Source organism: Kocuria rosea subsp. polaris (assembly GCF_001483755.1).
Lineage (GTDB): Bacteria > Actinomycetota > Actinomycetes > Actinomycetales > Micrococcaceae > Kocuria > Kocuria cellulosilytica.
On record NZ_LQBK01000011.1, the window covers coordinates 88,620 to 114,238 of the forward strand.

General features: G+C 72.9%; 27 protein-coding genes. 14 read left to right on the top strand and 13 right to left on the bottom strand.

Annotated elements, in window-relative coordinates:
- Positions 1-291: 291 nt before the first annotated feature.
- From AVL61_RS08450 to AVL61_RS08460, 3 genes are all read left to right on the top strand, one after another.
- Positions 292-2,157, top strand: coding sequence for a phosphoenolpyruvate carboxykinase (GTP) (locus AVL61_RS08450; RefSeq protein ID WP_058873916.1), 1,866 nt, complete (start codon positions 292-294; stop codon positions 2,155-2,157).
- A 171-nt stretch (positions 2,158-2,328) separates the two neighbouring features.
- Entirely contained in the window at positions 2,329-2,814 is a 486-nt protein-coding gene (locus tag AVL61_RS08455; protein WP_058873917.1) for an RrF2 family transcriptional regulator, read from the top strand.
- A 58-nt stretch (positions 2,815-2,872) separates the two neighbouring features.
- Positions 2,873-4,060: a globin domain-containing protein gene (locus tag AVL61_RS08460; protein WP_058873918.1), complete on the top strand. Its 1,188-nt coding sequence runs from the start codon at positions 2,873-2,875 to the stop codon at positions 4,058-4,060.
- Positions 4,061-4,127: 67 nt separating this feature from the next.
- Here the strand turns inward: AVL61_RS08460 and AVL61_RS08465 are convergent, their stop codons facing one another.
- A complete protein-coding gene (locus tag AVL61_RS08465; RefSeq protein ID WP_058873919.1) occupies positions 4,128-5,528 on the bottom strand; it encodes a phosphomannomutase/phosphoglucomutase in 1,401 nt (466 codons plus the stop codon).
- Positions 5,529-5,601: 73 nt separating this feature from the next.
- On the opposite strand from AVL61_RS08465, the gene manA reads away from it, so the two are divergent.
- Complete coding sequence (gene manA / locus AVL61_RS08470) at positions 5,602-6,702, top strand: mannose-6-phosphate isomerase, class I (RefSeq protein ID WP_058873920.1); 1,101 nt, start codon at positions 5,602-5,604, stop codon at positions 6,700-6,702.
- A 67-nt stretch (positions 6,703-6,769) separates the two neighbouring features.
- Here the strand turns inward: manA and AVL61_RS08475 are convergent, their stop codons facing one another.
- Positions 6,770-7,756 (bottom strand): LysR family transcriptional regulator, encoded by a 987-nt coding sequence (locus tag AVL61_RS08475; protein WP_197412670.1) that lies wholly within the window; start codon positions 7,754-7,756, stop codon positions 6,770-6,772.
- Positions 7,757-7,940: 184 nt separating this feature from the next.
- Here AVL61_RS08475 and AVL61_RS08480 point away from each other — a divergent pair, with 184 nt between their 5' ends.
- The 5 genes from AVL61_RS08480 (at position 7,941) to AVL61_RS08500 (ending at position 11,709) form a co-directional block, all read left to right on the top strand.
- Entirely contained in the window at positions 7,941-8,894 is a 954-nt protein-coding gene (locus tag AVL61_RS08480) for an ABC transporter substrate-binding protein (protein WP_058873986.1), read from the top strand.
- Positions 8,895-8,929: 35 nt separating this feature from the next.
- The gene (locus AVL61_RS08485) at positions 8,930-9,724 is read left to right on the top strand and encodes an ABC transporter permease (protein ID WP_058873922.1); all 795 of its coding nucleotides are present in this window, start codon (positions 8,930-8,932) and stop codon (positions 9,722-9,724) included.
- A complete protein-coding gene (locus AVL61_RS08490; RefSeq protein ID WP_058873923.1) occupies positions 9,721-10,494 on the top strand; it encodes an ABC transporter permease in 774 nt (257 codons plus the stop codon). The genes AVL61_RS08485 and AVL61_RS08490 overlap by 4 nt, the downstream gene beginning before the upstream one ends.
- A complete protein-coding gene (locus AVL61_RS08495) occupies positions 10,484-11,389 on the top strand; it encodes an ABC transporter ATP-binding protein (RefSeq protein WP_231738332.1) in 906 nt (301 codons plus the stop codon). The genes AVL61_RS08490 and AVL61_RS08495 overlap by 11 nt, the downstream gene beginning before the upstream one ends.
- Positions 11,390-11,496: 107 nt before the next feature.
- On the top strand, positions 11,497-11,709 hold the full coding sequence (locus AVL61_RS08500; RefSeq protein ID WP_058873924.1) for a hypothetical protein: 213 nt from the start codon (positions 11,497-11,499) through the stop codon (positions 11,707-11,709).
- 107 nt (positions 11,710-11,816) lie between these two features.
- Here AVL61_RS08500 and AVL61_RS08505 read toward each other — a convergent pair whose 3' ends face one another.
- Positions 11,817-12,719, bottom strand: a complete 903-nt coding sequence (locus tag AVL61_RS08505) for a potassium channel family protein (RefSeq protein ID WP_058873925.1) — start codon at positions 12,717-12,719, stop codon at positions 11,817-11,819.
- Between the two features lie 126 nt (positions 12,720-12,845).
- Between AVL61_RS08505 and AVL61_RS08510 the strand changes: the two genes are divergently transcribed.
- Complete coding sequence (locus AVL61_RS08510) at positions 12,846-14,186, top strand: hemolysin family protein (protein ID WP_058873926.1); 1,341 nt, start codon at positions 12,846-12,848, stop codon at positions 14,184-14,186.
- A gap of 185 nt (positions 14,187-14,371) precedes the next feature.
- On the opposite strand, the gene AVL61_RS08520 is transcribed toward AVL61_RS08510, so the two are convergent.
- On the bottom strand, positions 14,372-14,701 hold the full coding sequence (locus AVL61_RS08520) for a cyclase family protein (RefSeq protein WP_408669417.1): 330 nt from the start codon (positions 14,699-14,701) through the stop codon (positions 14,372-14,374).
- 173 nt (positions 14,702-14,874) lie between these two features.
- On the opposite strand from AVL61_RS08520, the gene AVL61_RS08525 reads away from it, so the two are divergent.
- Positions 14,875-15,750, top strand: coding sequence for a shikimate dehydrogenase (locus AVL61_RS08525; RefSeq protein ID WP_058873928.1), 876 nt, complete (start codon positions 14,875-14,877; stop codon positions 15,748-15,750).
- A gap of 63 nt (positions 15,751-15,813) precedes the next feature.
- Here the strand turns inward: AVL61_RS08525 and AVL61_RS08530 are convergent, their stop codons facing one another.
- From AVL61_RS08530 to AVL61_RS08540, 3 genes are read right to left on the bottom strand one after another with little or no spacing between them, the layout of a single operon-like run.
- Entirely contained in the window at positions 15,814-16,161 is a 348-nt protein-coding gene (locus tag AVL61_RS08530; RefSeq protein ID WP_058873929.1) for a GNAT family N-acetyltransferase, read from the bottom strand.
- A gap of 23 nt (positions 16,162-16,184) precedes the next feature.
- Entirely contained in the window at positions 16,185-17,195 is a 1,011-nt protein-coding gene (locus AVL61_RS08535) for a pirin family protein (RefSeq protein ID WP_058873930.1), read from the bottom strand.
- Complete coding sequence (locus AVL61_RS08540) at positions 17,192-17,737, bottom strand: carboxymuconolactone decarboxylase family protein (protein WP_058873931.1); 546 nt, start codon at positions 17,735-17,737, stop codon at positions 17,192-17,194. The genes AVL61_RS08535 and AVL61_RS08540 overlap by 4 nt, the downstream gene beginning before the upstream one ends.
- Positions 17,738-17,930: 193 nt before the next feature.
- Here AVL61_RS08540 and AVL61_RS08545 point away from each other — a divergent pair, with 193 nt between their 5' ends.
- Complete coding sequence (locus AVL61_RS08545; RefSeq protein WP_058873932.1) at positions 17,931-18,500, top strand: hypothetical protein; 570 nt, start codon at positions 17,931-17,933, stop codon at positions 18,498-18,500.
- Between the two features lie 32 nt (positions 18,501-18,532).
- On the opposite strand, the gene AVL61_RS08550 is transcribed toward AVL61_RS08545, so the two are convergent.
- From AVL61_RS08550 to AVL61_RS08570, 5 genes are all read right to left on the bottom strand, one after another.
- The gene (locus tag AVL61_RS08550) at positions 18,533-19,036 is read right to left on the bottom strand and encodes a metallophosphoesterase family protein (RefSeq protein ID WP_058873933.1); all 504 of its coding nucleotides are present in this window, start codon (positions 19,034-19,036) and stop codon (positions 18,533-18,535) included.
- Between the two features lie 4 nt (positions 19,037-19,040).
- Entirely contained in the window at positions 19,041-20,111 is a 1,071-nt protein-coding gene (locus AVL61_RS08555; RefSeq protein WP_157571348.1) for a HoxN/HupN/NixA family nickel/cobalt transporter, read from the bottom strand.
- 79 nt (positions 20,112-20,190) lie between these two features.
- Positions 20,191-21,543 carry an MBL fold metallo-hydrolase gene (locus AVL61_RS08560; protein ID WP_058873934.1) on the bottom strand — a complete coding sequence of 451 codons (1,353 nt, stop codon included), beginning with the start codon at positions 21,541-21,543 and terminating at the stop codon, positions 20,191-20,193.
- A gap of 95 nt (positions 21,544-21,638) precedes the next feature.
- The gene (gene trxA, locus AVL61_RS08565) at positions 21,639-22,013 is read right to left on the bottom strand and encodes a thioredoxin (protein ID WP_058873935.1); all 375 of its coding nucleotides are present in this window, start codon (positions 22,011-22,013) and stop codon (positions 21,639-21,641) included.
- Between the two features lie 48 nt (positions 22,014-22,061).
- Entirely contained in the window at positions 22,062-22,925 is an 864-nt protein-coding gene (locus AVL61_RS08570; RefSeq protein WP_058873936.1) for a sulfite exporter TauE/SafE family protein, read from the bottom strand.
- 249 nt (positions 22,926-23,174) lie between these two features.
- On the opposite strand from AVL61_RS08570, the gene AVL61_RS08575 reads away from it, so the two are divergent.
- Positions 23,175-23,498 carry a DUF302 domain-containing protein gene (locus tag AVL61_RS08575; protein ID WP_058873937.1) on the top strand — a complete coding sequence of 108 codons (324 nt, stop codon included), beginning with the start codon at positions 23,175-23,177 and terminating at the stop codon, positions 23,496-23,498.
- Positions 23,499-23,576: 78 nt separating this feature from the next.
- The gene (locus AVL61_RS08580) at positions 23,577-24,119 is read left to right on the top strand and encodes a type 1 glutamine amidotransferase domain-containing protein (RefSeq protein ID WP_058873938.1); all 543 of its coding nucleotides are present in this window, start codon (positions 23,577-23,579) and stop codon (positions 24,117-24,119) included.
- Positions 24,120-24,195: 76 nt separating this feature from the next.
- On the opposite strand, the gene nhaA is transcribed toward AVL61_RS08580, so the two are convergent.
- On the bottom strand, positions 24,196-25,518 hold the full coding sequence (gene nhaA / locus AVL61_RS08585) for a Na+/H+ antiporter NhaA (protein ID WP_058873989.1): 1,323 nt from the start codon (positions 25,516-25,518) through the stop codon (positions 24,196-24,198).
- Positions 25,519-25,619 lie beyond the last annotated feature (101 nt).

The window sequence follows — 25,619 nt, forward strand, 5'->3', positions numbered from 1 at the left end:
CCCGGCGTCACCGCCGTTCAAGCCGGACACAACTCTACATGTGGCCTCCGGCTGCGCAAAATCCACCGGCGCCCGGCCGGACGCCCGGCGCGACGGGCCGCGGCGCGCGTAACCCTGCTGGGGCGTGGCGGGGCCGGGCGATAGGATGGGGCCACATCACAGTAGAGACCGGCCGCCCACCTCCACGCCGCTCACTGTGGGCCCGGTGACACCGGGTCGAGTGTTCGACGACGAGCACAACCACGAGAGCCCCGGGCGGTCGGCGGACGGCCTCAACGAGGAGACATGTCAATGGCTGACAACCCCACTGCAACGACGGAGACCACCGGGCTGAACGAGGCTGTGAAGGGCGCTCTGGACAACGCGCCCACCACCCACGCGCACCTCCTCGCGTGGGTGCGGGAGATGGCGGAGCTGACCCAGCCGGACCGCATCCACTGGGTGGACGGCTCGGAGGCCGAGTGGACGGAGCTCACCGACGAGCTCGTGGACGCCGGCACCTTCGTCCGCCTGGACGAGACCAAGTTCCCCAACTCCTTCGCCGCGTTCTCCGACCCGGACGACGTCGCCCGCGTCGAGGAGCGGACCTTCATCTGCACCAAGACCGAGAAGGGCGCGGGTCCCACCAACAACTGGGAGGACCCGGAGGTGATGAAGGGCACCCTGCGCAAGAAGTTCCGCGGCGCCATGCGCGGGCGCACCATGTACGTCATCCCCTTCGTCATGGGCCACCTGGAGGCCGCGAGGCCGAGCTACGGGGTGGAGATCACCGACTCCGCCTACGTGGTGTGCTCCATGCGCATCATGGCGACCATCGGCACGCCCGTGCTGGAGAAGATGACCGAGCAGAACGCCTTCTTCGTCGAGTGCCTGCACTCGCTGGGCGCCCCGCTGGCCCCGGGCGAGGAGGACGTGCCTTGGCCCTGCAACCCCTCCAAGTACATCGTCCACTTCCCCGAGGACCGGGCCATCTGGTCCTTCGGCTCCGGCTACGGGGGCAACGCGCTGCTCGGCAAGAAGTGCTACGCCCTGCGCATCGCCTCCGCCATCGCCCACGACGAGGGCTGGCTGGCCGAGCACATGCTCATCCTCAAGATCACGAACCCCGAGGGCCGGAGCCGCTTCATCTCCGCGGCCTTCCCCTCGGCCTGCGGCAAGACCAACTTCGCGATGCTCGAGCCCACCCTCGAGGGCTGGAAGGCCGAGATGGTCGGCGACGACATCGCCTGGATCCGCTTCGGCAAGGACGGGCAGGCCCGGGTGACCAACCCGGAGGCCGGCCTGTTCGGCGTGGCCCCGGGCACGGGGTGGCCCACCAACCCCAATGCCATGCGCGCCATCGCCCGGGGCAACACGATCTTCACCAACGTGGCGCTGACCGACGACGGCGGCGTCTGGTGGGAGGGCATGACGGACGAGACGCCCGAGCACCTGACGGACTGGAAGGGCCGCGACTGGACCCCGGAGAGCGGCCGTCCCGCCGCGCACCCGAACTCGCGCTTCTGCACCCCCATCAAGCAGGCCGACATCCTCGCCCCCGAGTACGACGACCCCGAGGGCGTGCCGCTGTCCGCGATCGTCTTCGGCGGCCGCCGCAAGACCACCGTGCCGCTCGTCTCCCAGTCCTTCGGCTGGGAGCACGGCGTCTTCCAGGGCGCCACGCTCTCCTCGGAGACCACGGCCGCCGCGAAGGGCGCCGTCGGCGTGGTCCGGCGCGACCCCATGGCGATGCTCCCGTTCATCGGCTACAACGCCAACGACTACCTGGAGCACTGGGTCGAGGTCGGCGAGCGCATCGGCGAGGACGAGATGCCCAAGGTCTTCTACGTCAACTGGTTCCGCCGCACCCCGAGCGGGGGCTTCGCCTGGCCGGGCTTCGGCGAGAACTCCCGCGTGGTCAAGTGGATCTTCGACCGGCTCGAGGGCACGGCGGGCGGCCGGGAGACCCCGATCGGCACCGTGCCCACCAAGGACGACCTCGACCTCACGGGCCTGGATGTCTCCGACGACGAGCTCGAGGCCGCCCTCAAGGTCGACGCCGGGGAGTGGAAGGCGGAGCTGCCCAGCATCGACGAGTGGTTCCAGCGGCTCGGCCACGTCCCCGAGCCCATCCTCGAGCAGCGCGCGGGGCTGGAGGACCGCCTGAACCAGGCCTGATCCCGGTCCGGGCCGCGGCGCCCCGACCCGGACGCGGACGAGGGGTCTCCCTGACGGGAGGCCCCTCGTCCGCGTCCGGGGGCCGCGTGGGACAATGGAGGCGTTCCCGCGGACGGCCGGGACGCACCAGGACTGGGAAGGAGCCGCCATGAGCGAGCGGAGGACCCGGACGTGCGGCTGACGGCCTTCTCGGACATTGCCCTGCGCGTCCTGCTGCTGACGGGAGCCGTCCCCGAGGGGGAGAGGCTCACCACGCGCGCCATCGCCGAGGGCGTGGGCGCCCCCTACCACCACGTGACCAAGACCGTGGGCCGGCTCAGCGGGCTCGGCCTGCTCGCCTCGAGCCGCGGCCGCACCGGCGGGGTGTCGATCACCCCCGCCGGCCTGGATGCCAGCGTCGGCTCGCTCCTGCGCGAGCTCGAGGCCGGCTCGGCGATGGTCGAGTGCGAGTCGGCCGGCGGGGACTGCCCCCTGGACCACGGCTGCCGGCTGCGCCGCGCCCTCGCCGACGCCCGGGAGGCCTTCTACGGCGCGCTCGACGACGTGCGCGTGCGGGACCTCGTGAGCGAGCGCCAGGTGGGTCCGGTGCTGGTGTCCATCGGGCTGCGCCCGCCCGAACCGCCGGGCGGCGCGGCGGCCGGAGCGCCGATTCCGTAATCCAGCATCTCAAATGCTAGTTTGGGGATGTCACCCACCGGCACCCCAGGAGGCAACCGTGCTGTCCGACCAGTCCCGTCCCGTCATCGAGCAGACCATCGGCGTCGTCGCCGAGCGCATCCCGTTCATCACCCCCGAGTTCTACCGGTCCATGTTCGAGGCGCGCCCCGATCTGCTGGACGGCATGTTCAGCCGCTCCAACCAGAAGAACGGGACCCAGGCCCAGGCCCTCGCGGGCTCCATCGCGATGTTCGCCTCGTGGCTGCTCTCCCACCCCGAGGGCTACCCGGACGAGCTGCTCTCCCGCGTGGCGCACAAGCACGCCTCCCTGGGCGTGCTCCCCGAGCACTACCCGATCGTCCACGAGCACCTGTTCGGCGCGATCGCCCGGGACCTCGGCGACGCCGCGACGCCCGAGGTCGTGGCGGCCTGGGACGAGGTGTACTGGCTGATGGCCGACGCCCTCATCAAGATCGAGGAGGGCCTCTACGCGGGTCAGGCCAACACCGTGGTGTTCGCCCCGTACCGGGTCGCGGCCAAGGAGCGGACCGGGACCACCACCACGGCGATCACCCTCGAGCCCGCCGACGACACCCCGATGACGCCGGCGGAGCCCGGCCAGTACGTGACCGTCGAGGTCCGGATGCCCGACGGCGTGGAGCAGCCGCGGCAGTTCACGCTCGTGCCGGGCCCCGAGGGCACGCGCCGGATCGCGGTCCGCCTCGACGAGCGCGGCGAGGTCACCCCGGTCCTCCACCACGACGTGCAGGTGGGCGACGTCCTGCGGGTCTCCAACCCCTACGGCGACGTGGTGCTCCCGGGCGGGGACGGGCCCCTCGTGCTGGCCTCCGCCGGCATCGGCGTCACCCCCATGCTCGCGTTCCTGGACCGGCTGGTCCGCCAGGAGTCGCAGCGCCAGGTCCTCGTCCTGCACGCCGACCGCTCGGCCGCGACCTGGCCGCTGCGCGAGCTGCACGAGATGCTGGTCGCCGAGCTGCCCTCGGCCCGCCTGGAGACCTGGATGGAGACCCCGGGGGAGGGCGACCACGACGGGTTCATGGACCTCGACGCCGTGCCGGTCCCGGCCGACGCGCAGGTGGTGCTCTGCGGCCCGCTGCCCTTCATGAAGGCCGTCCGCTCCGCGGTGATCGCCCAGGGCGTCCCGGGCCGCAACGTGGCCTACGAGATCCTGGGCCCGGACCAGTGGATGCTCCACGACGAGGCGCGCGAGACCGCCGGGGTCTGAGGCGCCCGCAGCGCACGGGGCCCCGCCGGACGAGCTGTCCGGCGGGGCCCCGTGCGTTCCGGAGGCGTCAGGCGCGCACGATCCCGAGCACCCGGTCCCGGACCCGCTCCATGGTCCGCCGGTCCTTCGCCTCGACGTTGAGACGCAGGAACGGCTCGGTGTTGGAGGGACGCAGGTTGAACCACCAGCCCTCGTCCGGGCGGCTGAGCGTGGTGCCGTCCAGCTCCTCCACGGTCACGTCCCGGCCGGCCAGGGCGTCCACGACCCGCCGGACGGCGCCCGCCTTGTCCTCGACCGTGGAGTTGATCTCCCCCGACGCCGCGTAGGGGTCGTACTGGTGCATCAGCTCGCTCAGCGGCCGGTCCTGCTCGCCCAGGGCGGCCAGGAGGTGCATTGCGGCGAGCATGCCGGTGTCCGCGTTGAAGAAGTCCTTGAAGTAGTAGTGGGCGGAGTGCTCGCCGCCGAACACGGCGCCCTCCTCGGCCATCACGGCCTTGATGAACGAGTGGCCCACCCGGGTGCGCACGGGGCGCCCGCCCCGTGCGGTGACCAGCTCGGGGACGGCGCGCGAGGTGATGAGGTTGTGGATGATCACCGGCTGCTCGACGCCCTCCGCCCGGGCGCGGTCGATCTCGCGCTCGGCGACCAGCGCGGTGACGGCGGACGGGGAGACGGTCCCGCCCTGCTCGTCGACCACGAAGCAGCGGTCGGCGTCGCCGTCGAACGCGACGCCCAGGTCCGCGCCGTGCTCGAGCACGGCGCGCTGGAGGTCCACGAGGTTCTCCGGCTCGAGCGGATTGGCGGGGTGGTTGGGGAACGTGCCGTCCAGCTCGAAGTACAGGGGCACGATCTCCAGCGGCAGCGCCTCCAGCACGGCGTCCCCCAGCACCGCGGGCGTGGTCAGCCCGGCCATCCCGTTGCCGGCGTCGACCACCACCTTGAGCGGCCGGGTCCCGGACAGGTCCACGAGCGAGCGCAGGTACTCCGCGTAGCCGGCCAGGACGTCCCGCTCGGTGACCGTGCCGGGCGCGGGGGCCTCCGGGACGGCGCCCTCGTCGAGATAGCGCTGGGCGAGGTCACGGATGTCGTAGAGCCCGGTCTCGGAGGAGACCGGGACGGCGCCGGCCTTCGACATCTTCATGCCGTTGTACTCGGCGGGGTTGTGGCTCGCCGTGAAGGTCACCCCGGCGGCGTCGAAGGTCCCGCACGCGTAGTACAGCTCGTCGGTGGAGATCAGCCCGATCTTCACGACGTCCGCGCCGCGGCGCACGGCGCCCTCCGCGAAGGCGTCCACGAACTCCGGCGAGGAGGGGCGCATGTCCCCGCCCACCAGGACCGTCAGGCCGGCGAGGCCCAGGACGTCCACGAACGCGGCGCCCGTGGCCCGGACCGTCTCCGCGGTGATGGACTCGCCCACGATGCCGCGGACGTCGTAGGCCTTGAAGGAAGCTGAGAGATCGATAGTCACAAGGGGTGATCTTAGGCCACGGCCGCTCCCGGGCGCCGCGGGGCGCGGGCGGTCCTGTGATTGGATGACGAGCATGGTCGAGATCCTCCGCATGCGCAACCCGGTCCAGCACTATGCCTGGGGCTCCCGCGAGGTGCTCGCCCGGCTCCAGGGCAGGCCCGTCCCGAGCGATGAGCCCGAGGCCGAGCTGTGGGTCGGCGGGCACCCCGCCGCCCCCTCGACGGTGGTGCGGGACGGCCGGGACGAGCCGCTGGAGGGCCTGCCGTTCCTGCTCAAGATCCTGGCCATCGACGCCCCGCTGTCCATCCAGGTCCACCCCTCGCCGGAGCAGGCCGCGGCCGGCTTCGAGCGCGAGCAGCGGACAGGGGTCCCGCTCGACGACCCGCGGCGCAACTACAAGGACCGCTCCGCCAAGCCCGAGACCGTGGTGGCCCTCACCGGCGTGGAGCTGCTCACGGGCGTCCGGTCCGCGGAGCGGCTGCGCGCCACGGCCGAGCGACTGGGACTGGACTGGCTGCGCGAGGTCGCCGGCGGCGGGCGCCCCGTCCTGCCGTCCGTGCTGACGATGGACGAGGACGCCGCCGCCGCCGCCGTGCGGGCCACCGTCGCCGCGGCCCGCGCCGCGGACCCGGAGGACCCCGTGGCCGCCATGGTCCGCTACGTGCAGGACCGGCACCCGGACGACCGCGGTCTGCTGGTCGCGGTGTGCATGAACCACGTCCGCCTCGCCCCCGGCCAGTCCCTGCACACCCCGGCCGGGCAGCTCCACGCCTATCTGTCCGGAACGGCGATCGAGGTGATGAGCTCGTCGGACAACGTCCTGCGCGCCGGGCTGACGGGCAAGCACGTGGACGTGGCCGAGCTGCTCGCCGTGCTGGCCGACGAGCAGGCGGAGCCGGAGGTCGTGGAGCCCGCCGCCGACGAGCACGGCCGCCGCGTCTACCCCCTGTGGGACGAGCGGCTGTCGCTGACCGCCCACGGGCTCGTGCCGGGACGGTCCGTCCCGGTCGAGCTGGAGGGCACCGCGGTCCTGCTGAGCACGGGGGAGCAGGTGCTGGTGCGCGCCGAGGACCGGGAGTGGGAGCTGGGCGGCGGGGAGTCGCTGCTGCACCGGGGCGGCGGCGCCGTGGAGCTGTCCGGCGACGGCCGGGTGTTCACGGTCTCCTGCCGCTGAGCCGCGCCGCCGCACCGTGGGAGCAGATGGGGCCTGGGTCGCGGCCCGCCGGAGCCCGCCGTACCCGTCAGGGGCGGCGGCGGTGCCGGGGCACGGGGTGCAGCGGCGCCGACGGGTCCGGGGAGACGGACGCCCGCATCGTGTCCACGATCAGCTGCGCGAACCATCGCTGCGCGGGCCGCTGGTGGCCGGGCTCACGGGTGTAGACGGCCAGCTGCAGGACCGGCATCTCGACGGGGTGCGGGAAGACGCGGATCCCGGCCGCCTCCACGAGCGTCTCGGCGAGGTACCGCGGCAGCACCGCGAGGCAGTCGGTGCGCTCCACGACGGAGACCAGGCCCGTGAAGTGGGACAGCCGCAGGGCCGTGCTGCCCGGGGCCCCCGCCCGCTCCGCCGCGACCTCGGCGAGCTCGTGGCCCATCGAGGGGGCGAGCCGGATCCGCGGCTCCGCCGCGAACTGCTCGAGGGTGAGCTGCTCCCGGACGCGCGGGTGGTCGCGGGCGGCGATCACGACGTACTCGTCCGTGCCGATGACCGTCCGCACGATGTCGGCGCCGCCGATGTACGGGGCGCAGATCGCGGCGTCCACCCGGTTGCGCAGCAGGTCCTCCGGGACGTGCTCCACGTCCAGGGGCAGCACGGTCAGCTCCACGCCCGGAGCCTGCTCCCGCAGCGCCGTCATCACGGACGGCAGGAACGCCAGCTCCCCGAGGTCGGTCAGGGCCAGGGTGAAGCACTCGCGGGCGCTCGCCGGATCGAACCGGCCGCCGGAGGAGACGGCCGCCGTCACCTGCGCGATCCCCGCCTTCACCTGGGGGAAGATGCTCCGCGCGAACGGAGTGGGGCTCAGGCCCCGGCCCTCCCGGACGAAGAGCTGGTCGTTGCACTGCCGGCGCAGGTTCTTCAGGGCGTGGCTCACCGTCGGCTGGGTGAGGTGCAGCTCGGCCGCGGCCCGCGTGGCGCTGCCCTGCTCGTAGACCGTGCAGAAGACGCGCATCAGGTTCAGGTCCAGCTCCACGGGGATGCTCCTCGACCGGCGGCTCATAGACGTCATGTATCGGTCCATCGACAAGATGTACTGGTTTGTGAATGCTACGCCACTAGAGTGATCCCTATCACAGCCCGGGTCCGCCGGGTCGCACAGCGGGGTGCGGAGGGCGGGCCCGGCACCGACCACGGACGTCAGCACCGGACCGACGTCAGCACCGACACCACCACAGAGAACACAGGGAGGCATGATGCGGCGTCCGCTCATGGGCTTGGGAGCAGCAGGATCCGTACTGGCGCTGGCCGCGTGCGGCGGCGACGGCGGCGGGGGCGCCGAGGGGGAGATGCAGGACGTCACCGTGGGCGTCATCCCCATCGTCGACACGGCCGCCATCTGGCTGGGCGAGGAGCAGGGCTTCTTCGAGGAGGAGGGCATCAACCTCGACATCCAGACCACCACCGGTGGTGCCGCCGCCGTGCCCGGCGTGGTCAGCGGGGACTTCGACTTCGCCTTCGGCAACACCCTGTCCGTGATGGTCGCCCAGGACGAGGGGCTGGACATCCGCTTCGTCACCAACGGCACGACGACCTCCGGCGACGCCGAGCGCGACTTCAGCGCCGTGGTGGTCCCCGCCGACTCGGACATCCAGGGGCCGGAGGACCTGGCGGGCAAGACCGTGTCGGTGAACAACCTCAACAACATCGGCGACACCACGATCCGCCACGTCGTGGAGCAGGCCGGCGGCGACCCCGACTCCATCGAGTTCGTGGAGGTCGGCTTCCCGGACGCCCCGGCGGCCCTCGACCGCGGCCAGGTGGACGCCGCCTGGATCCTGGACCCGTTCCTCACCCAGGTCCTCGACGAGGGCGCCCGCGCGGTGTCCTACAACTTCGTGGAGTTCGACCCGGAGCTCGACATCGCCGGCTACTTCACGACGGCGCAGCGGATCGAGGAGGACCCGGAGCTCGTCGAGAGCTTCCAGAACGCCATGAACAGGTCCCTCGAGTACGCGAACGAGAACCCGGACGAGGTCCGCGACATCGTGGGGACCTACACGGAGATCAGCGACGAGCTGCGCGAGAAGATGGCACTGCCCCGCTACCGGACCGAGTTCGACCGGGAGTCGTTCCAGAAGCTGGGCAGCGCGGCCGTGGAGTACGGCTCGCTGAACAACGAGCCCGACCTGGACACGCTCCTGCCGTAGCGCAGGAGCACGGACCGACAGGAAGGATCCCATCCATGGCACGGACCCGCGCCGGCCGGTCCTGGGGACCCGGCGTCCTCGGTGTGCTGGGAATCCTCGGATTCCTGCTCACCTGGGAGCTGCTGCCCCTGACCGGCATCGTCAACCCGCGCTACCTGCCCCCCGCCAGCGAGGTCCTGCTGGAGCTCGGGGAGCAGCTCGGCTCGGCGGGCTTCTGGCTGGCGGTCTGGCAGACCGTGCGGGCCTGGTTCCTCGGGCTGCTCATCGCCGCGGTCGCCGCGATCGTCCTGGGGCTGGTGATCGGCAGCAGCGCGTTCCTGCGCCGGGCCACGCACAGCACCATCGAGTTCCTCCGGCCCATCCCGTCGGTGGCGCTCATCCCGCTGGCCGTGCTGCTGTTCGGGGTGCAGCTCGAGTCCACCCTGCTGCTCGTGGTGTACGCGTCCTTCTGGCAGATCCTCATCCAGGTCCTCTACGGGGTCGGTGACGTGGACACCGTGGCGCAGGACACGGCCAAGAGCTACGGCCTCGGACCGGTGGCCCGCGTCCGGTACGTCACGTGGCCCACGTCCCTGCCCTACGTGATCACCGGGCTGCGGCTCGGGGCGGCCGTGGCACTGATCCTGGCGGTGACCGCCCAGCTCGTGATCGGCACGCCCGGGCTGGGCCGGGAGATCTCCCTGGCCCAGTCCGGCGGCGCCGTGACCGCCATGTACGCGTTCATCGTCACGGCCGGGCTGCTGGGCGTGCTCATCAACCTGGGGATGCGGGCGCTCGAGCGCCGGGCGCTGTCCTGGCACTCGTCCGTCCGTGGAGAGGTGGCGGTGTGAGACTCGTCAAGACCCTGGGCTACGCCCTCGCGCTGCCCGTCCTGCTGATCCTCGTCTGGTGGGTCTACACCCTGGTGGAGACCAGCTTCTACGTCCCGGAGCCGGGCGAGTTCGCCACCACGTTCGTGGACGTCTGGTTCGGGGACCGGTTCTTCGACGACGTGCTGCCGAGCATCGGCCGGCTCCTGGTGGGACTGGCGCTGTCCATCCTGCTCGGCGTCGTCGCCGGGCTCGTGATCGGCTCGGTGCGCTGGCTGCGGAACCTGCTGGAGCCCGTGCTCGAGTTCTTCCGGGCCATCCCGCCGCCGGTGCTGGTGCCCGTCCTGATGCTGCTCATCGGCGTCAACGACCAGATGAAGGTCGTGGTGATCGTGCTGGGCTCGGTGTGGCCCGTGCTGCTGAACACCATCGAGGGCGTGCGCTCGGTCGACTCCGTCATGAACGAGACGGCGCGCTCGTACGGGATCCACGGGTGGTCGAGGATCATCCACCTGGTGGTCCCCGCCGCCAGCCCGCAGATGATGGCCGGCATCCGCCAGGCCCTGTCCATCGGGCTGATCCTGATGGTGATCTCGGAGATGTTCGCCTCGTCCTCGGGGCTCGGGTTCACCATCGTGCAGTTCCAGCGGTCGTTCGCCATCCCCGAGATGTGGAGCGGCATCGCCGTCCTGGGTCTCATCGGCGTGCTGCTGGCGTTCGTCTTCCAACGTGTTGAGCACAAGGTCCTCGCCTGGTACCGGGGCCTGAAAGAGGTGGAGAATGCAGGCTGAATCAGGAAGCTCGGCAGCGGGCGGCGGCGCGGCCGCCGACCGGCCCGGCCCGGACGGGACCGCCACGGAGGTCTCGGACGGCGGCGCCGGCCGGACCGGGGGCAAGGACGTGCTGCTGTCCGTGCGCGGGCTGCAGAAGATCTACCAGAGCGACCACGGCGACGTGGAGGCCGTCCGCAACCTCACGTTCGACCTCAACCGCGGCGAGCTGGCGTGCCTCGTGGGACCCTCCGGCTCCGGCAAGACCACGCTGCTCAAGTGCATCTCGGGGCTCATGGCGCCGACCTCCGGCGAGGTGCTGCTGGGCGAGGAGCAGGTGACCGGCCCGCCCAAGGACATGGCCGTGGTCTTCCAGGAGTACGGGCGCAGCCTCTTCCCGTGGATGACGGTCCGCGAGAACGTGGAGCTGCCCCTGAAGAACGCCAAGCTGGCCCGGGACGAGCGGAGCCGGCTCGTGGAGGAGGCGATCGCCGCCGTCGACCTGCGCGGCGCGGACAAGAAGTACCCGTGGCAGCTCTCGGGCGGCATGCAGCAGCGCGTCGCGATCGCCAGGGCGGTCGCCTACCAGCCGAAGATCCTGCTCATGGACGAGCCCTTCGCCGCGGTGGACGCCCAGACCCGCGCCGACCTCGAGGACCTCATCCGGGACGTGTGGCACCGGATGGGCGTGACCGTGCTGTTCGTGACCCACGACATCGACGAGTCCGTCTACCTCGGCGAGCGCGTCATCATCCTCTCGAGCTCGCCCACGGTGGTCCAGGAGGACCTCGCGATCGACCTGCCCGACGACCGCGACCAGCTCACCACCCGCGGCCTGCCGCGGTTCACGGAGCTGCGCGGCCACGTCTACGAGGAGATCCAGCGCGCCAAGCGCGAGGCCGGCACGAGAGCCTGAGCCGGCCGGCGCCTCCACCGGCCCCCGGGCGGAGGCGCCGGTGGGCCCACTACACTGGGCCCACCGGCTCCGGAGCGCCCGGCGCCTGTTCCCACGGGAGGCACGCCATGAGCACCACCCCGTCCGAGGGCCTGCGCGGCACCACCGCGCCGTGCCCGCGCTGCGGCGCCACCGGCTTCGAGCTGGTCTACGTGCAGATCATGCCCGACGACTGGGACCAGGCGCGCGACGTCGAGCTGGCGTCCCCGTCGATGATGCTGCCCGACGGGCGCGCCCCCGAGTTCTCCTGCCAGAACGGGCAGTGCCGCCACCTCTGGTGAGCCACGGCCGCCCCCGGCGGTGACCACCGCCGGCCCCTCGCCCCGCCCGCGGGCACGCCGGGTCCTGCCCCCGGGTCCGTCCCCGGGCGCGGCCCGGCAGCCGCGGGTCAGTTCCGAGAGCGCCCGCTGCGCCTGCCCGGACCGGTGGAGTACCCGTGGTCGGTCGCGTAGGCGCCGAGCACCTCCTCGGTGCTCTCGCCCGAGCCGTGGAACTCCGTGCGCAGGTGCTGGCCGATGTCGGAGACGGCCGAGGAGAGCATCGCGGCGCTGAGCCGGACCTCCTCGGCAGGGGACTCCCCGGCGCGGGCCGCGATCTCCATGGCGTAGGGCAGGAAGACGGCCAGCGCCGCGTCCTCCTTGACCTCACGGAAGTAGTAGGACTCCGCGTTCTGCACGAGGGCCACGTGCACGTCGACCACGTCCGCGGTGAGCTGGTCCACGGTCCGGCTCGCGCCGGCGCGGTCCAGGTGCGCCACGCGTTCCGCGAAGCCCACGGCCTGCAGGGCGCGCAGCCGCACCGCGAGGGCGCGCCGCCGGGCCAGGGCCGGATAGATCTGGATGAACCACGACACCGTCGCGGTCAGCAGCGCGAAGCCGATCAGGGCCTCGACCGGCGAGACGAAGCGCAGCCACGCCCCGGTGGGCACGACGTCCCCGAAGCCGAGCGTGCCCAGGGTCACGAGCGAGATGTAGAGCGCCTCGGCGAAGTCGTCGTACTCCTCCGGGTTCATGCCCTCGGCGTAGTAGAAGCCCTCCGGGACGTACGGGTAGTACACCAGGGCCCACCCGAACGCCTGGAGCATGCCCCACAGCACGATGACGACCACCACGCCGATCGGCCCCGCGAGGGAGCCCCAGCGGTGGTCCGTGCTGCGGGAGAGCCTCCACACCAGCCGCAGCACCCAGAAGCTGATCGTGCCGCGGCCGCTGGGGTACAGGAGCCCGCGGAACACGTCGTAGAGCCCGAAGCCCACGAGGCCGAGACCGAGCAGGGTGAACACCTCGTCCATGGATCTCCTCCCCCCCCGGACGGCCGGACGGCGCGGCGGCGCGGCCGGCTCGTCGGTCGCCTCAGGATACCGGCGCGGCGCCGGTGCCCCGGACCCGCCCCGGGGCGGGGCGGTAGCGTGGTCGCCATGGACTCCAGCACCCTCGTGAACATCCTCCTGGTCCTGCTGTTCGTGGCGGTCGGAGGGGTCTTCGCGGGCACCGAGATGGCCATCGTGAGCCTGCGGGAGAGCCAGGTCCGGAGGATCGAGCGCTCGGGGCGCAAGGGCGCCCGGACGGCCGCCCTCGTCCGGGACCCCAACCTCTTCCTCTCGGCGGTGCAGATCGGCGTGACGGTCGCCGGGTTCTTCTCCTCGGCCTACGGCGCCTCCACGCTCGCCCCGGACGTGGCCCCGCTGCTCGTCCGGGCCGGGCTGTCCACCGCCGCCGCGGAGACCACGGCGCTGATCGGCATGACCCTGGTCATCGCCTACCTCTCCCTGGTCCTGGGGGAGCTCGTGCCCAAGCGGCTGGCCATGCAGCGCTCGGTGGGCTTCACGAAGGCCCTGGCCCCGCCGCTCAACCTGTTCGCCAAGCTCATGCGCCCCGTCATCTGGCTGCTCTCCGTGTCCACCGACCTGGTGGTGCGGCTCGTGGGCGGGGACCCGCACGCCGCCGCCGAGGAGGTCTCGGCGGAGGAGATCCGCGAGATGGTCGTGGACACCCGGGGCATCGGCCCCGTGTCCCGCTCGATCCTCACGGACGTCTTCGAGGCGGGCGAGCGCCGTCTGGCGGAGGTCATGCGCCCCCGCCCCGACGTCCAGTTCCTGGACGGCACCCTGCCCGTCACGGAGGCGTACCGCACGGCGCTGACCCTGCCGCACTCCCGCTACCCCGTCCTCGGCACGAGCGTGGACGACGTCCTGGGCTTCGTGCACATCCGCGACCTCGTGCTCGCGGACGAGGACGGGGACGGGGTCATCGAGGCACCGCCGCGGACCCTGCGGGACGTGGTGCGGCCCATCCCGTTCCTGCCGGAGACCAACCACGTGCTGCGCACCCTGCAGGCCATGCGCAAGGGCGGGCACCACATCGCGCTGGTGGTCGACGAGTACGGCGGGACGGCGGGCATCGTGACCCTCGAGGACCTGGTGGAGGAGCTCGTGGGGGAGATCTACGACGAGTTCGACGCCGGGATCCGGGAGCACGAGGACACGGTGCTGCGCCGGGGCGGGGCCGTCCTCGTGGACGGCGGGCTGATCATCCAGGAGGTCCCGGCGGAGGCCGGTCTCGTGATCCCTGAGGGCCACTACGAGACCGTGGGCGGGTTCGTGATGGACCGGCTGGGGCGGGTGGCCCGCCCCGGCGACGTGGTCGTCGTGGACGACCACCGGCTCGAGGTCCTCGCCGTGGACCGCAGCCGGGTGGAGCGGGTGCGCATCACCCGTGCCCCGCAGGACGCGGCGGGGGACGAGCAGCCCGGCTCCTGACCGCCGGCGCGCCCCGGACGGCGGCGCCGTCCAGCACGGCGAGGACGTCCCGCGCCGTGAGCGCGCAGTCGCCCACGACCCCCAGGTCCAGCGGCCGGTCCGCCGGCCGGTGCGCGCCCAGGACGGACTCCTCGAGGTCCACCTGCACCACCGGGGCCTCCGGGCCGAGGAAGCGACCGTGCCGGTCACGCCGCGGGCCGCTCGACGAGGGCGAGCACCCGGGCGGGGCTGCCCGTTCCGCCCACCAGCGGCAGGGGCGCGACCACGAGCTGCGCCCCGAGGACCGGCAGCCGGTCCAGGCGGCGCAGGGACGTGAGCCCGTGCTTGTCCTGCCCCAGCAGGTGGTGGTGGGCGGGGAGCGGCGGGTCGAAGCCGCCGGCGACGCCCGCGTCGATGCCGACGGTCTCCACGCCGAAGCCGCTGACGTGCGGATGGGCGGCGAGCCACTCGGCGGCCGCCACCGACGGGCCGGGCGGTCGGGTGCGCCCGCTGCCACGCCCGCACAGCACTTCCACTTTGTGGCATCTGTGTTCACATAGTGGGTGCACACGAGGTCTCGGAGGTCGTCCCGGTGTACTGTGATGGGCGTCCCAACGGCTCGCGATGCTCTCCCCGCAACCGGCACCGGCTGCGCACCGGGGGTGGTCGGCGCCGCCGCGTCCTGCTCGCACCCCGCAAGGAGTCCTCCATGAGCACCACTTCCGAGTCCTACCTGGTGGGCCTGATCGGCGACGGCATCACCCGCAGCCTCACCCCGCCGATGCACGAGACCGAGGCCCACCACCACGGCCTGCACTACCTGTACCGCCCGGTGGACCTCGAGGTGATCGGCCGTCCGGGCGAGGACGTGGGGGAGCTGCTGCGCGCCGGCCGCGACCTCGGGTTCAACGCCTTCAACATCACGCACCCGTGCAAGCAGCTGGTCCTGGAGCACCTCGACGAGGTCGCCCCGGAGGCGGCGGCGCTGCGGGCCGTCAACACGGTGGTGATCCGCGACGGGCGGTTCATCGGCCACAACACCGACGTGTCCGGCTTCGCCGCGGGGTTCCGGGCGGTGCTCCCCGGCGCGGCCAAGGACCGCGTGGTCCAGGTCGGCACCGGGGGCGCCGGCTCCGCCGTGGCCTCCGCCCTGCTCAGCGCCGGCGTGCGGACCCTCCACCTGTTCGACGTGGACCCCGCCCGGGCGGCCGAGCGGGCCGCGGCCATGGCCCGGCTGTTCCCCGAGCAGCAGGTCGAGGCGGCCACCGTCGAGGGCCTGCCGGACCTGGTGCGCGCGGCCGACGGGCTGGTCAACGCCACCCCGGTGGGCATGCACCACCACCCCGGCACGCCGGTGGACCCGGACCTGCTGGCGGCCCGGCAGTGGGTCGCGGATGTCGTCTACCTGCCGGTGGAGACCCAGCTCATCGCCGCCGCCCGGGCCGCGGGGTGCCAGGTGCTCGACGGCGGCCACATGGCCGTCGGCCAGGCGGTGGACGCGTTCCGGCTCATCACCGGTGTGGAGCCCGACCGCGGCCGGATGCGCGCCCACTTCCTCGACCTCGTCGCCGCGCAGAGCAGCTGAGCACACCCTGTTCCACCCGTCCCGGGGCGGGACCCGTCCGTCGTCCGGCCCGGGTGGGCGGGGTCACTGCTGCTCCTGCCGGGGGACGGCGGCGAGGTGCTCGGGCTGCACCGGCACGCGCACGGCAGGGTGGTCGGGGTGCGTGCGCAGCCACTTCTTGATGTAGGGGCACACCGGGACCACGGGCAGCCCGGCCGCGGTCGTGTCGTCGAGGGCCTCCCGGGCCAGTCTCGAGCCCAGGCCCTGTCCGCCGTAGGCCTCGTCCACGCTCGTGTGGTGGAAGATCCGCTGCGGGCCGTCCGCGCCGTCGAAGGGGACCCAGTGGGCCGTGCCGATCACGGTCCCCCCGTCGAGGAGCTCGTAGCGGTGCCGGCCGGGGTTGTTCCGGACTGTGACTGCGGCGGTGTCCATGGTGCTCTCCCGGGGGATCGGGCTCAGCCGCGGGGACGCAGCTGGACGGTGGGCAGCGGCGGGGCCGGCAGCGGGGCGGGCTGGTCCGGCGGGTAGGGGCCGAAGCGCGGGTACGGGGCGCCGTCGGCGTAGGTCCCGCCCACCGGGGCGGCGGCGGGTTCGGCCTCGATCTCCGCCTGCCAGGCGGCGCGGTAGGCGACGACCTCCTCGTGGGTGCGGCCCACGAAGTTCCACCACATCACGATCTGCTCGCCCAGCGGCTCCCCGCCGATGAGCAGCAGCCGGACCGGGCTGAGACCGGCCTCCAGTACCACGGACCCCTGTCCGACCGGGAGGTAGGCGAGGTGGTCGGCCGGCACGGGGGCGCCGTCGAGCGTCAGGTCCCCGCTGTCGAGCAGCACGCCGTGCTCGAGGCCCGGGTCGAGCTCGAGCTCCAGGCGGGCCCCGGGCCGCAGGAGGGCCTCGGCGGCGAGCAGCGGCGGCGTGAAGGTCTCCACCGGGGACGTGACCCCGGCCAGGGAGCCCAGGTGGACGCGCAGCTCGGTGCCCTCGCCGAGCACCGGCTCGGGGGCGTGGTGCTCGAAGGCCGGGGCCATGTGACGGGTCGCGTCCGGCAGGGCGTACCACAGCTGCACCCCGTGCAGGAGGGTGGTCCCGGGGGTGGAGAACTCCTGGTGGGAGATGCCCCGCCCGGCGATCATGAGGTTGACCTCCCCCGGCTTCACGATCGCGTCGTGGCCGGCGGAGTCCCGGTGGGCAATCCCCCCGGTGAACAGCAGGCTCACGGTGGCCAGCCCGGTGTGCGGGTGCCTGGCCACGGTCATGCCGCCCGACTCCGAGACCAGGTCGGGGCCGTAGTGGTCCACGAAGCACCACGCCCCGATGAGGCTGCGCCGCCGCTGGGGCAGGGTGCGGCGCACGGTCATCGCCCGCGGTCCGCCCAGGGGCACCTCGCGCGGTGCCAGCAGCTGCGCGCCGGCCCCGGCGGCCTCGGTGCACAGGAGTTCCTGCGGGTCCACGTCCAGGTTGGTCACGCCGTGCCTCCCGCGACGGCCGACGGGGTGCGCGACGCGTCCGGCGCCTGCTCCCCGGCTCCCCGGTCCTCGGGCGCCGCCGCCCGGGGGCGGACCCGGTGCCGGGAGAGGACCGAGACCCGGTTGAAGGCGTTGATCGCCACCGCCGTCCACTGCAGCGCGGAGTACTGCTCGGCGGTCAGCTCCGCCCGGGCCACCGCCAGTTCGGCCAGCCGGGTCTCCTCGTCGGGCAGCAGGGTCACGGCCTCCCCGATGGCCAGCGCGGCCCGCTCCCGGTCGTCGAACAGCCCCGTCTCGCGCCAGGCGGGGAGCACGGCGAGCTTCTGCGCGCTCACCCCGGCCTCCACGGCGTAGCCGGTGTGCAGGTCCAGGCAGAACGCGCACCCGTTGAGCTGGGAGACCCGGATGTTGAGCAGCTCCACCAGCGCCCGGGACAGCCCGGCGTCCTCGGCCGCGGCGGCGACCTTGCGGGCCAGCCCGTTGAGCGCCCGCCAGCTGCCGGGATCCGCCTTGTCGAGGTAGAAGCGGTCGCTGGCGGTCATGGAGCCTCCTGGTGGTCGTCGCGGCTCCGCTGGGCGGTCCCGCCGTGCCTCCAGCGAATACCTCCGGCGGTGCCCCGTCAAGTGCGGGCCGGGTCCCCCGCCGTTCCGGCGCAGGACGTGCCGCGGGGACCGGGTCGCGGGACAATGGAGGTGACCGAGCAGGAGCACCGGAACGACGAGAGGACGGTACGCCATGGACGAGGAGATCCGGCTCAGCGGGGCCGACCACCCGCACGTGCAGATCCCCCGGCTCGGGGAGCTCGATGCGATCTGGGCCCGGCGGATCGTGCTCGCCCTCGTGGCGAGCCTGGTCGTGGGGCTGCTGGGCGGCATCGCCGCCGCACTCCTGCTGGGCGATCGCGGGCTGCTGAGCCCCGCCCAGTGGGGGCTCGTGGTGGGCGGGGCCGCTCTGCTGCTCAGCGGCATCATCCTCTCGCTCACCCGCGCGGACGACGCGCCCCGCAACGACCTCATGGACGCCCGCGCCCGGGCGAGCAAGGGGCTGCGGACCTCGGTGCGCCGCGCCGCCGTCCCGCAGGACCCGGCGCTGCGGGAGATGCAGGACTACATGGCGGTGGAGATGGTGCAGTACGCCTGGCCGATCCTGCTGACCGTGCCCGGCATGGCGCTGGTCGTCTGGGCGGTCTTCGTGCCCGTCCCCGCCGTGCTGGTGGCGCTGCTGCTCGTGCTGGTGTGGGCCGTGATCCGGGTCAACGGGACCGTGGTGGGCCGGCGCTACTACAAGCTGCGCGGCCTGGTCTGAGGGGGCGCCCCGCCGGGGCGGACCGGGCGGCGTCAGCGCCGGGGGAGGCGCACCAGCTCCAGGTCGGTGAGCCGCCCGCCCGCGGCGACGGCCGTCAGGTACGTGCAGTACGGCTGGCGCCGCCGGTCCGTGGGGGAGCCGGGGTTCAGCAGCCGCATCCCCGCCGGGGTGGTGCTGTCCCACGGGATGTGGCTGTGGCCGAAGACCAGGACGTCGAGGCCGGGGAACGCCCGGTCCGCGCGGGCCTCCCGTCCGGCGGCGGCCCCGGTCTCGTGGACCATGCCGAAGCGCACGCCCCCGAGCGTCTCGCGGGCCACCTCGGGCAGCCGCTCGCGCAGCTCCGGGCCGTCGTTGTTGCCCCACACCCCCACCAGGCGGGCGGCGCGCTCCTCGAGCCGGTCGAGGGTCGCGAGGTCGATCCAGTCGCCCGCGTGCAGCACCACGTCGGCGTCGTCGACAGCACGCCACACCGCGGCGGGGAGGTCGCGGGCGCGCTTGGGGACGTGCGTGTCGGCGAGCAGGAGGAGTCGGACCACGGGCTCAGCCTCGCACAGGGACCGGCCTGCCGTCGCGGCGGAACCGGTCCAGGGCCCGCGAGCCCAGCCAGACGGCGCCGAAGAAGACGATCACGGCCATGCCGAGGAAGTTGAGGTCGACCGCCGCCACGAGAGCGAGCGCACCGCCGCTCGGCTGCACGAGCTCGGCGAGCACGGACAGCAGGCTCGCTCCGCCGATCACGAAGGCGATGACGACGGAGACGGTGGTCACCGTGACGTTGTAGTTCAGCTTGCGGCGGGCGTCGACCGAGGCCCAGCCGTAGACCCGGTGCATCAGGATGCCGTCGGCGCTGTCGAACAGCGTCATGCCGGCGGTGAAGAGCACGGGCAGCACGAGCGCCGCGTACCAGGGCAGCTCGGGGGCGAGCCCGCCGGCCATGACGAACAGCCCGATCGAGGCGGCCGTGTCGAGGCCGAGACCGAAGAGGAAGCCCACGGGGTACATCCGGGCCGGGCGGTCCACCGCCCGCGTCATGGGGTGCAGCACGCGGTGCAGCACCCCGCGGTCGGCGAGGTGGGCCTCCAGCTCGGCGGGGTCCAGGACGCCGGTGCGCGCGGTGCGGCGGGCCCGGCGCAGCCGGAGCAGCACGGCGAGGTTGAGGGCCCCGGCAGTGACGAGGAACAGCCCCGAGACGGTGCCGCCCCAGATCCCGGCGGCCCGGCGCAGCCCGGAGCCCTCGTCCGCGAGGCCGCCGGCGAAGGCCTCCACCCCGAGGGTCAGCAGCAGCACGGAGACGAGGACCACAGAGGAGTGCCCCAGGGCGAACCAGAAGCCGGTGGCCGTGGACTCCCGGCCGCGTGCCGTCAGCGATCGCGTCGCGTTGTCGATCGCGGCGATGTGGTCGGCGTCGAAGGCGTGCCGGATGCCCAGGGCGTAGGCGCTCAGGGCGAGGCCCACGAACAGGCTCGTGCCGCCCTGGGGGGTGTCGGTGCCCGCGACGAGGGCGAGCAGTGCGCCCCAGCCGGCGAGGTGCAGGAGGACGACCGCGGCGCCGATCACGGTGACGCTGCGCCGTCCGGCGGTGGACGGGGGAACGGTGCGGGAGGTGCTCACGGCGGGCCTTTCGCTGGGGTGGGGCGGCTGCGGGAAGGGGCCGCGGGGCCGGGTGCGCGGACCCGGCCCCGCGCCGGCGTCAGCTCTCGAGCGGGACGCCGGCCTCCTCCGCGTCGGCGAACAGGGCGTCGATGTGCACCGGGTCCTTGCCGGCGCGCTCGAGCAGGGAGGCGGCCACCCCGGAGCGGTAGCCGGAGCCGCAGTGCACCCACAGCCGGCCCGCGGGGACCTCGTCCATCCGGGGCAGCAGCTCGTGCAGCGGGATGTTGACCGCACCGGCGATGTGCGAGTCCTCGTACTCGTCCACCCGGCGCACGTCCAGGACGGTCTCGTCCTCGGGGCGCTGCTCGAGCATGCCCGTCCAGTCGACGCGCGGGTAGGAGGAGACGGTCGCCCCGGGGGCGAGCTTCGCCGGGTCCTCGCCCAGGGCGGCGTCGGGGGAGTCGATGCCGATCCGGGAGAGGTCGCGGATCGCGTTCTCGACGTCCGCACGCGAGCCCACGAGGGTCAGCTGCCGGTCGTAGGGGAAGATCCAGCCCAGGAACGCGGTGAAGCTCGAGCCGTCGCCGTACTCGAAGCTGATCGTGCCCTTGAGGTGGTCGGAGGAATACGCCACCCGGTGGCGCAGGTCCACCACCCACTCCCCGGCCTCGAGACGGGACCGCAGCTCCTCCGGCGCGAGCGAGTCGGGCACGGACAGGTCCGGCTCGGTGGGGCCGGCGGCGTTGGCCGGGCCCATGTGCACGTAGTAGTTCGGGTAGGCGGTGAGGTTGGCGATCAGCTCCTCGACGAAGTGCTCCTCGTCCGGATCGGTGTAGACGTGGTTCGTCCGGATCTGCTCGCCCAGGGTGGACTCCTCCGCCCCGGTGGCGGGGCCGGAGGAGCAGAAGGAGCCGAAGCCGTGGGTGGGGTACAGGGCGGCCTGCTCCTGGGCCTCGGACGCGAGGCGGCGGGCGGAGGCGTACTGGTCGTGGGTCAGGCCCACCATGTGCTCGCGGCCCAGCAGGTCGGTGCGGCCCACGGAGCCGTAGAGGACGCTGCCGCCGGAGAACACGGCCTGCTCCTCGCCGTGGGTCACCACGAAGGAGAGGTGGTGGTGGGTGTGGCCGGGGGTGGCCACGGCCTTCACGGTGAGTTCCCCGACGCGGACGGTCTCGCCGTCGGCGATCGGGGTGCGCTCGAAGGAGACCTCGTCGGCGGCGTTGACGAGGTAGGCGGCCCCGTGCTTGCGGGCGTAGAGGTAGCCGCCGGTCAGGTAGTCGTTGTGGATGTGCGTCTCGGCCACGTGGGTGACCTTCACCCCGGCCTGCGCCACGGCGGTCTCGACGCGGTCGATGTCGCGCTGGGCGTCGATGACCAGGGCGACCGTGCCGTCGTGCACGAGGTAGCTGCGGTCCCCGAGCTGCGGGGTGTCGATGACGGTGACGTCCATGGTTCTCCTCCTGTAGCGGGTGGTGGAACGAGGGGACGGGGGGCGACCCCGCCCCCAACATACCCCCAGGGGTATGCTGGTTCAAGGGGGGCGGCTCAGGCCTGCTGCCCGGCCTGCTGCCGGGCGAGCTCGGCGTGGACCTCGGCCATGTCGAGGTCCTTGACGGCGGTGATGACCTGCTCGAGCCCGGTGGCGGGCAGCGCCCCGGGCTGGGAGAACACGAGCACGCCCTCGCGGAAGGCCATCAGGGTGGGGATGGAGCTGATGCCGGCCGCGGCGGAGAGCCGCTGCTCGGCCTCGGTGTCGACCTTGGCGAAGACGACGTCCGGGTGCTTGGCCGAGGCCGCCTCGTAGGTCGGGGCGAACATCCGGCAGGGCCCGCACCAGCTCGCCCAGAAGTCCACGAGGACGATGTCGTTGTTCTCGATGGTGGGGGCGAAGTCGGCTTCGGTGATGTCAAGAGTGGCCATGGGGGCCTCCTTGTCGGTGTGGATGTGGGGACGTGGTGGGTTGTGGGGTCAGGCAGCGAGGGGGGCGCGCAGCGGGCACTTCGGCACGGCGAACCAGCAGACGGCCGCGGCCACGCCGGCGGCCGCGGCGGTGACGCCCACGGCGATCCCGGCCGCGCCGGGCAGCTCCTGGACCAGGACGAAGACACCCATGACCAGGACGAAGATCCCGAAGCCCTTGCGCAGGGCCGCCTCCGGGATCCGCCCGGCCAGGCGCGCCCCGGCGAACGAGCCGGCGACCGCGGCGACGGTCACCGCACCCACCAGGGCCCAGTCCAGGGAGACCGTGGTGAGGTAGCCGGCGAGCCCGGCGAAGGACTTCATCGCGATGACCACCAGGGAGGTGCCCACGGCCACGGGCATGGACAGCCCGCCCAGCAGGGCCAGGGCCGGGACGACGAGGAACCCGCCGCCGGCCCCGACCAGGCCGGTGACCAGGCCCACGACCAGGCCCTCGGCGACGACCTTGAGAACCGGCAGCTCCCCGTCGTGGGCCGTCGCGGGCCCGTTCCTGCGGCCGCGGATCTTGGCCAGGGAGGTCGCGACCATCATCAGGGCGAAGGCGATCATCAGCACGGTGCCCGGGATGTACCCCCCGGCCAGCCCGCCCAGGAAGGCCCCGGCCATGCCGGCGACGCCGAAGACCAGGCCGGTGCGCCACTTCACCCGCCCGTTGCGGGCGTGGTTGACGGCGCTCACGGCCGAGGTCACCCCGACCACGAACAGCGAGGCCGCGATGGCCTCCTTGGGATCCAGGCCCGCGACGTAGGTGAGGATCGGCACGGTCAGGATGGACCCGCCCCCGCCGAGCAGGCCGAGCGAGAGCCCGATCAGCACCGACAGCAGCAGGGTCAGCACGAGGGTGACGGTCATGGTGCGTGTCCTTTGCTTCCCCGCCGGGGCGGGGTGGTCGGGGCGTGGAGGGGTGCCGGCCGGTGCGCCGGGCGTTCCCTCCGAGTGTGGCAGATACCCCCTGGGGTATTCAACTACCCCCAGGGGTATCGAATCCCGCTCCCCGTATCGCCCAGCGAGAACCCGGCCGCCGGGCCCTTCCCTTTCCGGGCCCCGCGTGCCAACAGTGGAACCGCGAAGCACGAACCCGGACCGAGAAGGAGCGCCAGCATGAGCTACACCAACGCCGTCGTCGTCCCGCTGCCCTACGCCGAGGCGGTCGAGCGGACGCGGGCCGCGCTGTCCGAGCAGGGCTTCGGCATCCTCACCGAGATCGACGTGCGCGGCACGTTCGAGCAGAAGCTCGGCGCCGAGGCCGCCGAGGAGGTGGGCGACTACGTGATCCTGGGCGCCTGCAACCCCGGGCTGGCCAGCAAGGCCCTCGCCGCCGAGCCCCAGCTCAGCGGCACCCCCGCCGTGCAGGAGGTCGCCGACGACGCCGGCGTCCGGCTCCGTGCCGCGCTCGACGTCCTCGGCGACATCGGGGCGCAGTAGCCGCCGCGGCGCGGAGCCCCGCACTCAGCCGTATCAGCAGACATCCCAGCACCGATCCACCGATCCAGGAGGCAGTCCATGACCACCGACATCACCGGCAAGAAGATCGCGTTCATCGCCACGAACGGCGTCGAGGAGCCCGAGCTCACCGAGCCCTGGAAGGCCGTCCAGGAGGCCGGCGGCACGCCCGTGCTGCTGTCCGCGGAGCAGGGCAGCATCACCGCGATGCAGGGGGACTGGGACCGTGCCGGCAGCTACGACGTGGACGGCACCCTCGCCGCGGCGAAGGCCGAGGACTTCGACGCGCTGGTCCTGCCCGGGGGCACCCTCAACGCGGACAACGTGCGCGTGGACCAGGACGCCCTGCGCCTGGTCCGGGAGTTCGACGCCGCGGGCAAGCCGATCGCCGCCATCTGCCACGCCCCCTGGATCCTCATCGAGGCCGGGCTCGCGCAGGGCAAGCGGCTCACGTCCTACAACTCGCTGGCCACCGACCTGAAGAACGCCGGGGCGGACTGGGTGGACGAGGAGGTCGTGGTCGACGGCCGGCTCGTCACCTCCCGCAACCCCGGTGACCTCGAAGCGTTCAACCGGGAGGCCCTGAAGCTGTTCGCCGGCTGACGGCGCCCCGGCGCGCGAGAGGACCCCCGTCCGGTGCTCCGGACGGGGGTCCTCCGGTCCGTGGGCGCGGGGCCGGTCAGCGGCGGCCTTCTCCCCGGACCTCCTCGTCCTCCTCGTAGACGTCCGGGATGCCGTCGTGGTCGGCGTCCACGGACTCGAGCTTCTCGATCATCCGGTAGCGCTTGTTGCGGGCCCGCAGCAGCACCGAGGCCACCGCCGCCGCCAGCACGGACGCGGTGAGGATGGCCACCTTGGCCTGGTCGCCCGGCAGGCTGCCCGGGGTGAAGCTGAGCTCCGCGATGAGCAGTGAGACGGTGAAGCCGATGCCGGCCAGGAGGGCGACGCCCACGAGGTCGATCCACTGGAAGGTCGGGTCCAGCCGGGCGTGCGTGACCTTGGTGATCAGCCACGTGGCGCCGACGATGCCGATCGGCTTGCCCAGCACCAGGCCGAGGACGATGCCCAGCGTCACCGGGGCGGTGAGCGCGGAGGTCAGGCCTTCCCAGCCGCCCACGGCCACCCCGGCGGAGAAGAACGCGAAGACCGGCACCGCGAAGCCGGCGGAGAGCGGGCGGAAGCGGTGCTCGAAGATCTCGGCGAGACCGGGCCCTGCCTCCGGCCCGCCGCTGGCCTGGCTGCGGATCACGGGCACGGCGAAGCCCAGCAGCACGCCGGCCACGGTCGCGTGGATGCCGGCCTCGTGCACCAGGGCCCAGACCACGATGCCGAGCGGCAGCAGGATCAGCCAGGCGGCCGGGGCCTTGAGGCCGAAGAACCGGCGGTACTTCTGGGCGAGGAAGAGGTAGAGGGCGAAGGGGATCAGGGCCAGCAGCAGCGGCTGGAACGAGACGTCCTCCGAGTAGAAGACGGCGATGATCGTGATCGCCAGCAGGTCGTCGACCACGGCGAGGGTCAGCAGGAACAGCCGCAGCGCGGCGGGCAGGTGCGAGCCGATGATGGCGAGCACCGCCACGGCGAAGGCGATGTCGGTGGCGGTGGGGATGGCCCAGCCGCCGGAGGTCTCGGGGTCCGAGAAGTTGATCGCGGCGTAGATCGCGGCCGGCACCACGACGCCGCCGATCGCCGCGGTGATCGGCACCACGGACTTGCGGAACTCCCGCAGGTCGCCGGCCACGAACTCGCGCTTGAGCTCGAGGCCCACCAGGAAGAAGAAGATCGCGAGCAGGCCGTCGGCGGCCCACTTGCCGAGGCTGAGCCTCAGGTGCCAGGGCTCGTAGCCGACCTCGAGGTCGCGCAGGGCGAAGTAGCTGTCGGCGAAGGGCGAGTTGGCCCAGACGATCGCAATGGCGGCGGCCACCACGAGCAGCAGGCCGCCGATGGTCTCCTTCCGGAGGATCTCGCCGACGCGCAGCACCTCGCGGTAGCTGCCGCGGCGCAGCGTGTCGTGGCTGTGGTCCTCCGGGGGGCGGTTCTCGGGCTGGTCCTCGGGGCGGACCGTGGGGTCATGGCTGGACACGTGGTTCCTCCGTTTTCGGGCAG

Excerpts from the sequence above, each read along its gene's own strand:
- AVL61_RS08575 (WP_058873937.1), top strand. The coding sequence starts at position 23,175 with ATGAGCTACACCAACGCCGTCGTCGTCCCGCTGCCCTACGCCGAGGCG.
- AVL61_RS08500 (WP_058873924.1), top strand. The coding sequence starts at position 11,497 with ATGAGCACCACCCCGTCCGAGGGCCTGCGCGGCACCACCGCGCCGTGC.
- AVL61_RS08480 (WP_058873986.1), top strand. The coding sequence starts at position 7,941 with ATGCGGCGTCCGCTCATGGGCTTGGGAGCAGCAGGATCCGTACTGGCG.
- AVL61_RS08495 (WP_231738332.1), top strand. The coding sequence starts at position 10,484 with ATGCAGGCTGAATCAGGAAGCTCGGCAGCGGGCGGCGGCGCGGCCGCC.
- AVL61_RS08570 (WP_058873936.1), bottom strand. The coding sequence starts at position 22,925 with ATGACCGTCACCCTCGTGCTGACCCTGCTGCTGTCGGTGCTGATCGGG.
- AVL61_RS08510 (WP_058873926.1), top strand. The coding sequence starts at position 12,846 with ATGGACTCCAGCACCCTCGTGAACATCCTCCTGGTCCTGCTGTTCGTG.
- AVL61_RS08530 (WP_058873929.1), bottom strand. The coding sequence starts at position 16,161 with ATGGACACCGCCGCAGTCACAGTCCGGAACAACCCCGGCCGGCACCGC.
- manA (WP_058873920.1), top strand. The coding sequence starts at position 5,602 with ATGGTCGAGATCCTCCGCATGCGCAACCCGGTCCAGCACTATGCCTGG.
- AVL61_RS08505 (WP_058873925.1), bottom strand. The coding sequence starts at position 12,719 with ATGGACGAGGTGTTCACCCTGCTCGGTCTCGGCCTCGTGGGCTTCGGG.
- AVL61_RS08540 (WP_058873931.1), bottom strand. The coding sequence starts at position 17,737 with ATGACCGCCAGCGACCGCTTCTACCTCGACAAGGCGGATCCCGGCAGC.
- AVL61_RS08580 (WP_058873938.1), top strand. The coding sequence starts at position 23,577 with ATGACCACCGACATCACCGGCAAGAAGATCGCGTTCATCGCCACGAAC.
- AVL61_RS08545 (WP_058873932.1), top strand. The coding sequence starts at position 17,931 with ATGGACGAGGAGATCCGGCTCAGCGGGGCCGACCACCCGCACGTGCAG.
- AVL61_RS08450 (WP_058873916.1), top strand. The coding sequence starts at position 292 with ATGGCTGACAACCCCACTGCAACGACGGAGACCACCGGGCTGAACGAG.
- AVL61_RS08560 (WP_058873934.1), bottom strand. The coding sequence starts at position 21,543 with ATGGACGTCACCGTCATCGACACCCCGCAGCTCGGGGACCGCAGCTAC.
- AVL61_RS08475 (WP_197412670.1), bottom strand. The coding sequence starts at position 7,756 with ATGACGTCTATGAGCCGCCGGTCGAGGAGCATCCCCGTGGAGCTGGAC.
- AVL61_RS08525 (WP_058873928.1), top strand. The coding sequence starts at position 14,875 with ATGAGCACCACTTCCGAGTCCTACCTGGTGGGCCTGATCGGCGACGGC.
- AVL61_RS08485 (WP_058873922.1), top strand. The coding sequence starts at position 8,930 with ATGGCACGGACCCGCGCCGGCCGGTCCTGGGGACCCGGCGTCCTCGGT.
- trxA (WP_058873935.1), bottom strand. The coding sequence starts at position 22,013 with ATGGCCACTCTTGACATCACCGAAGCCGACTTCGCCCCCACCATCGAG.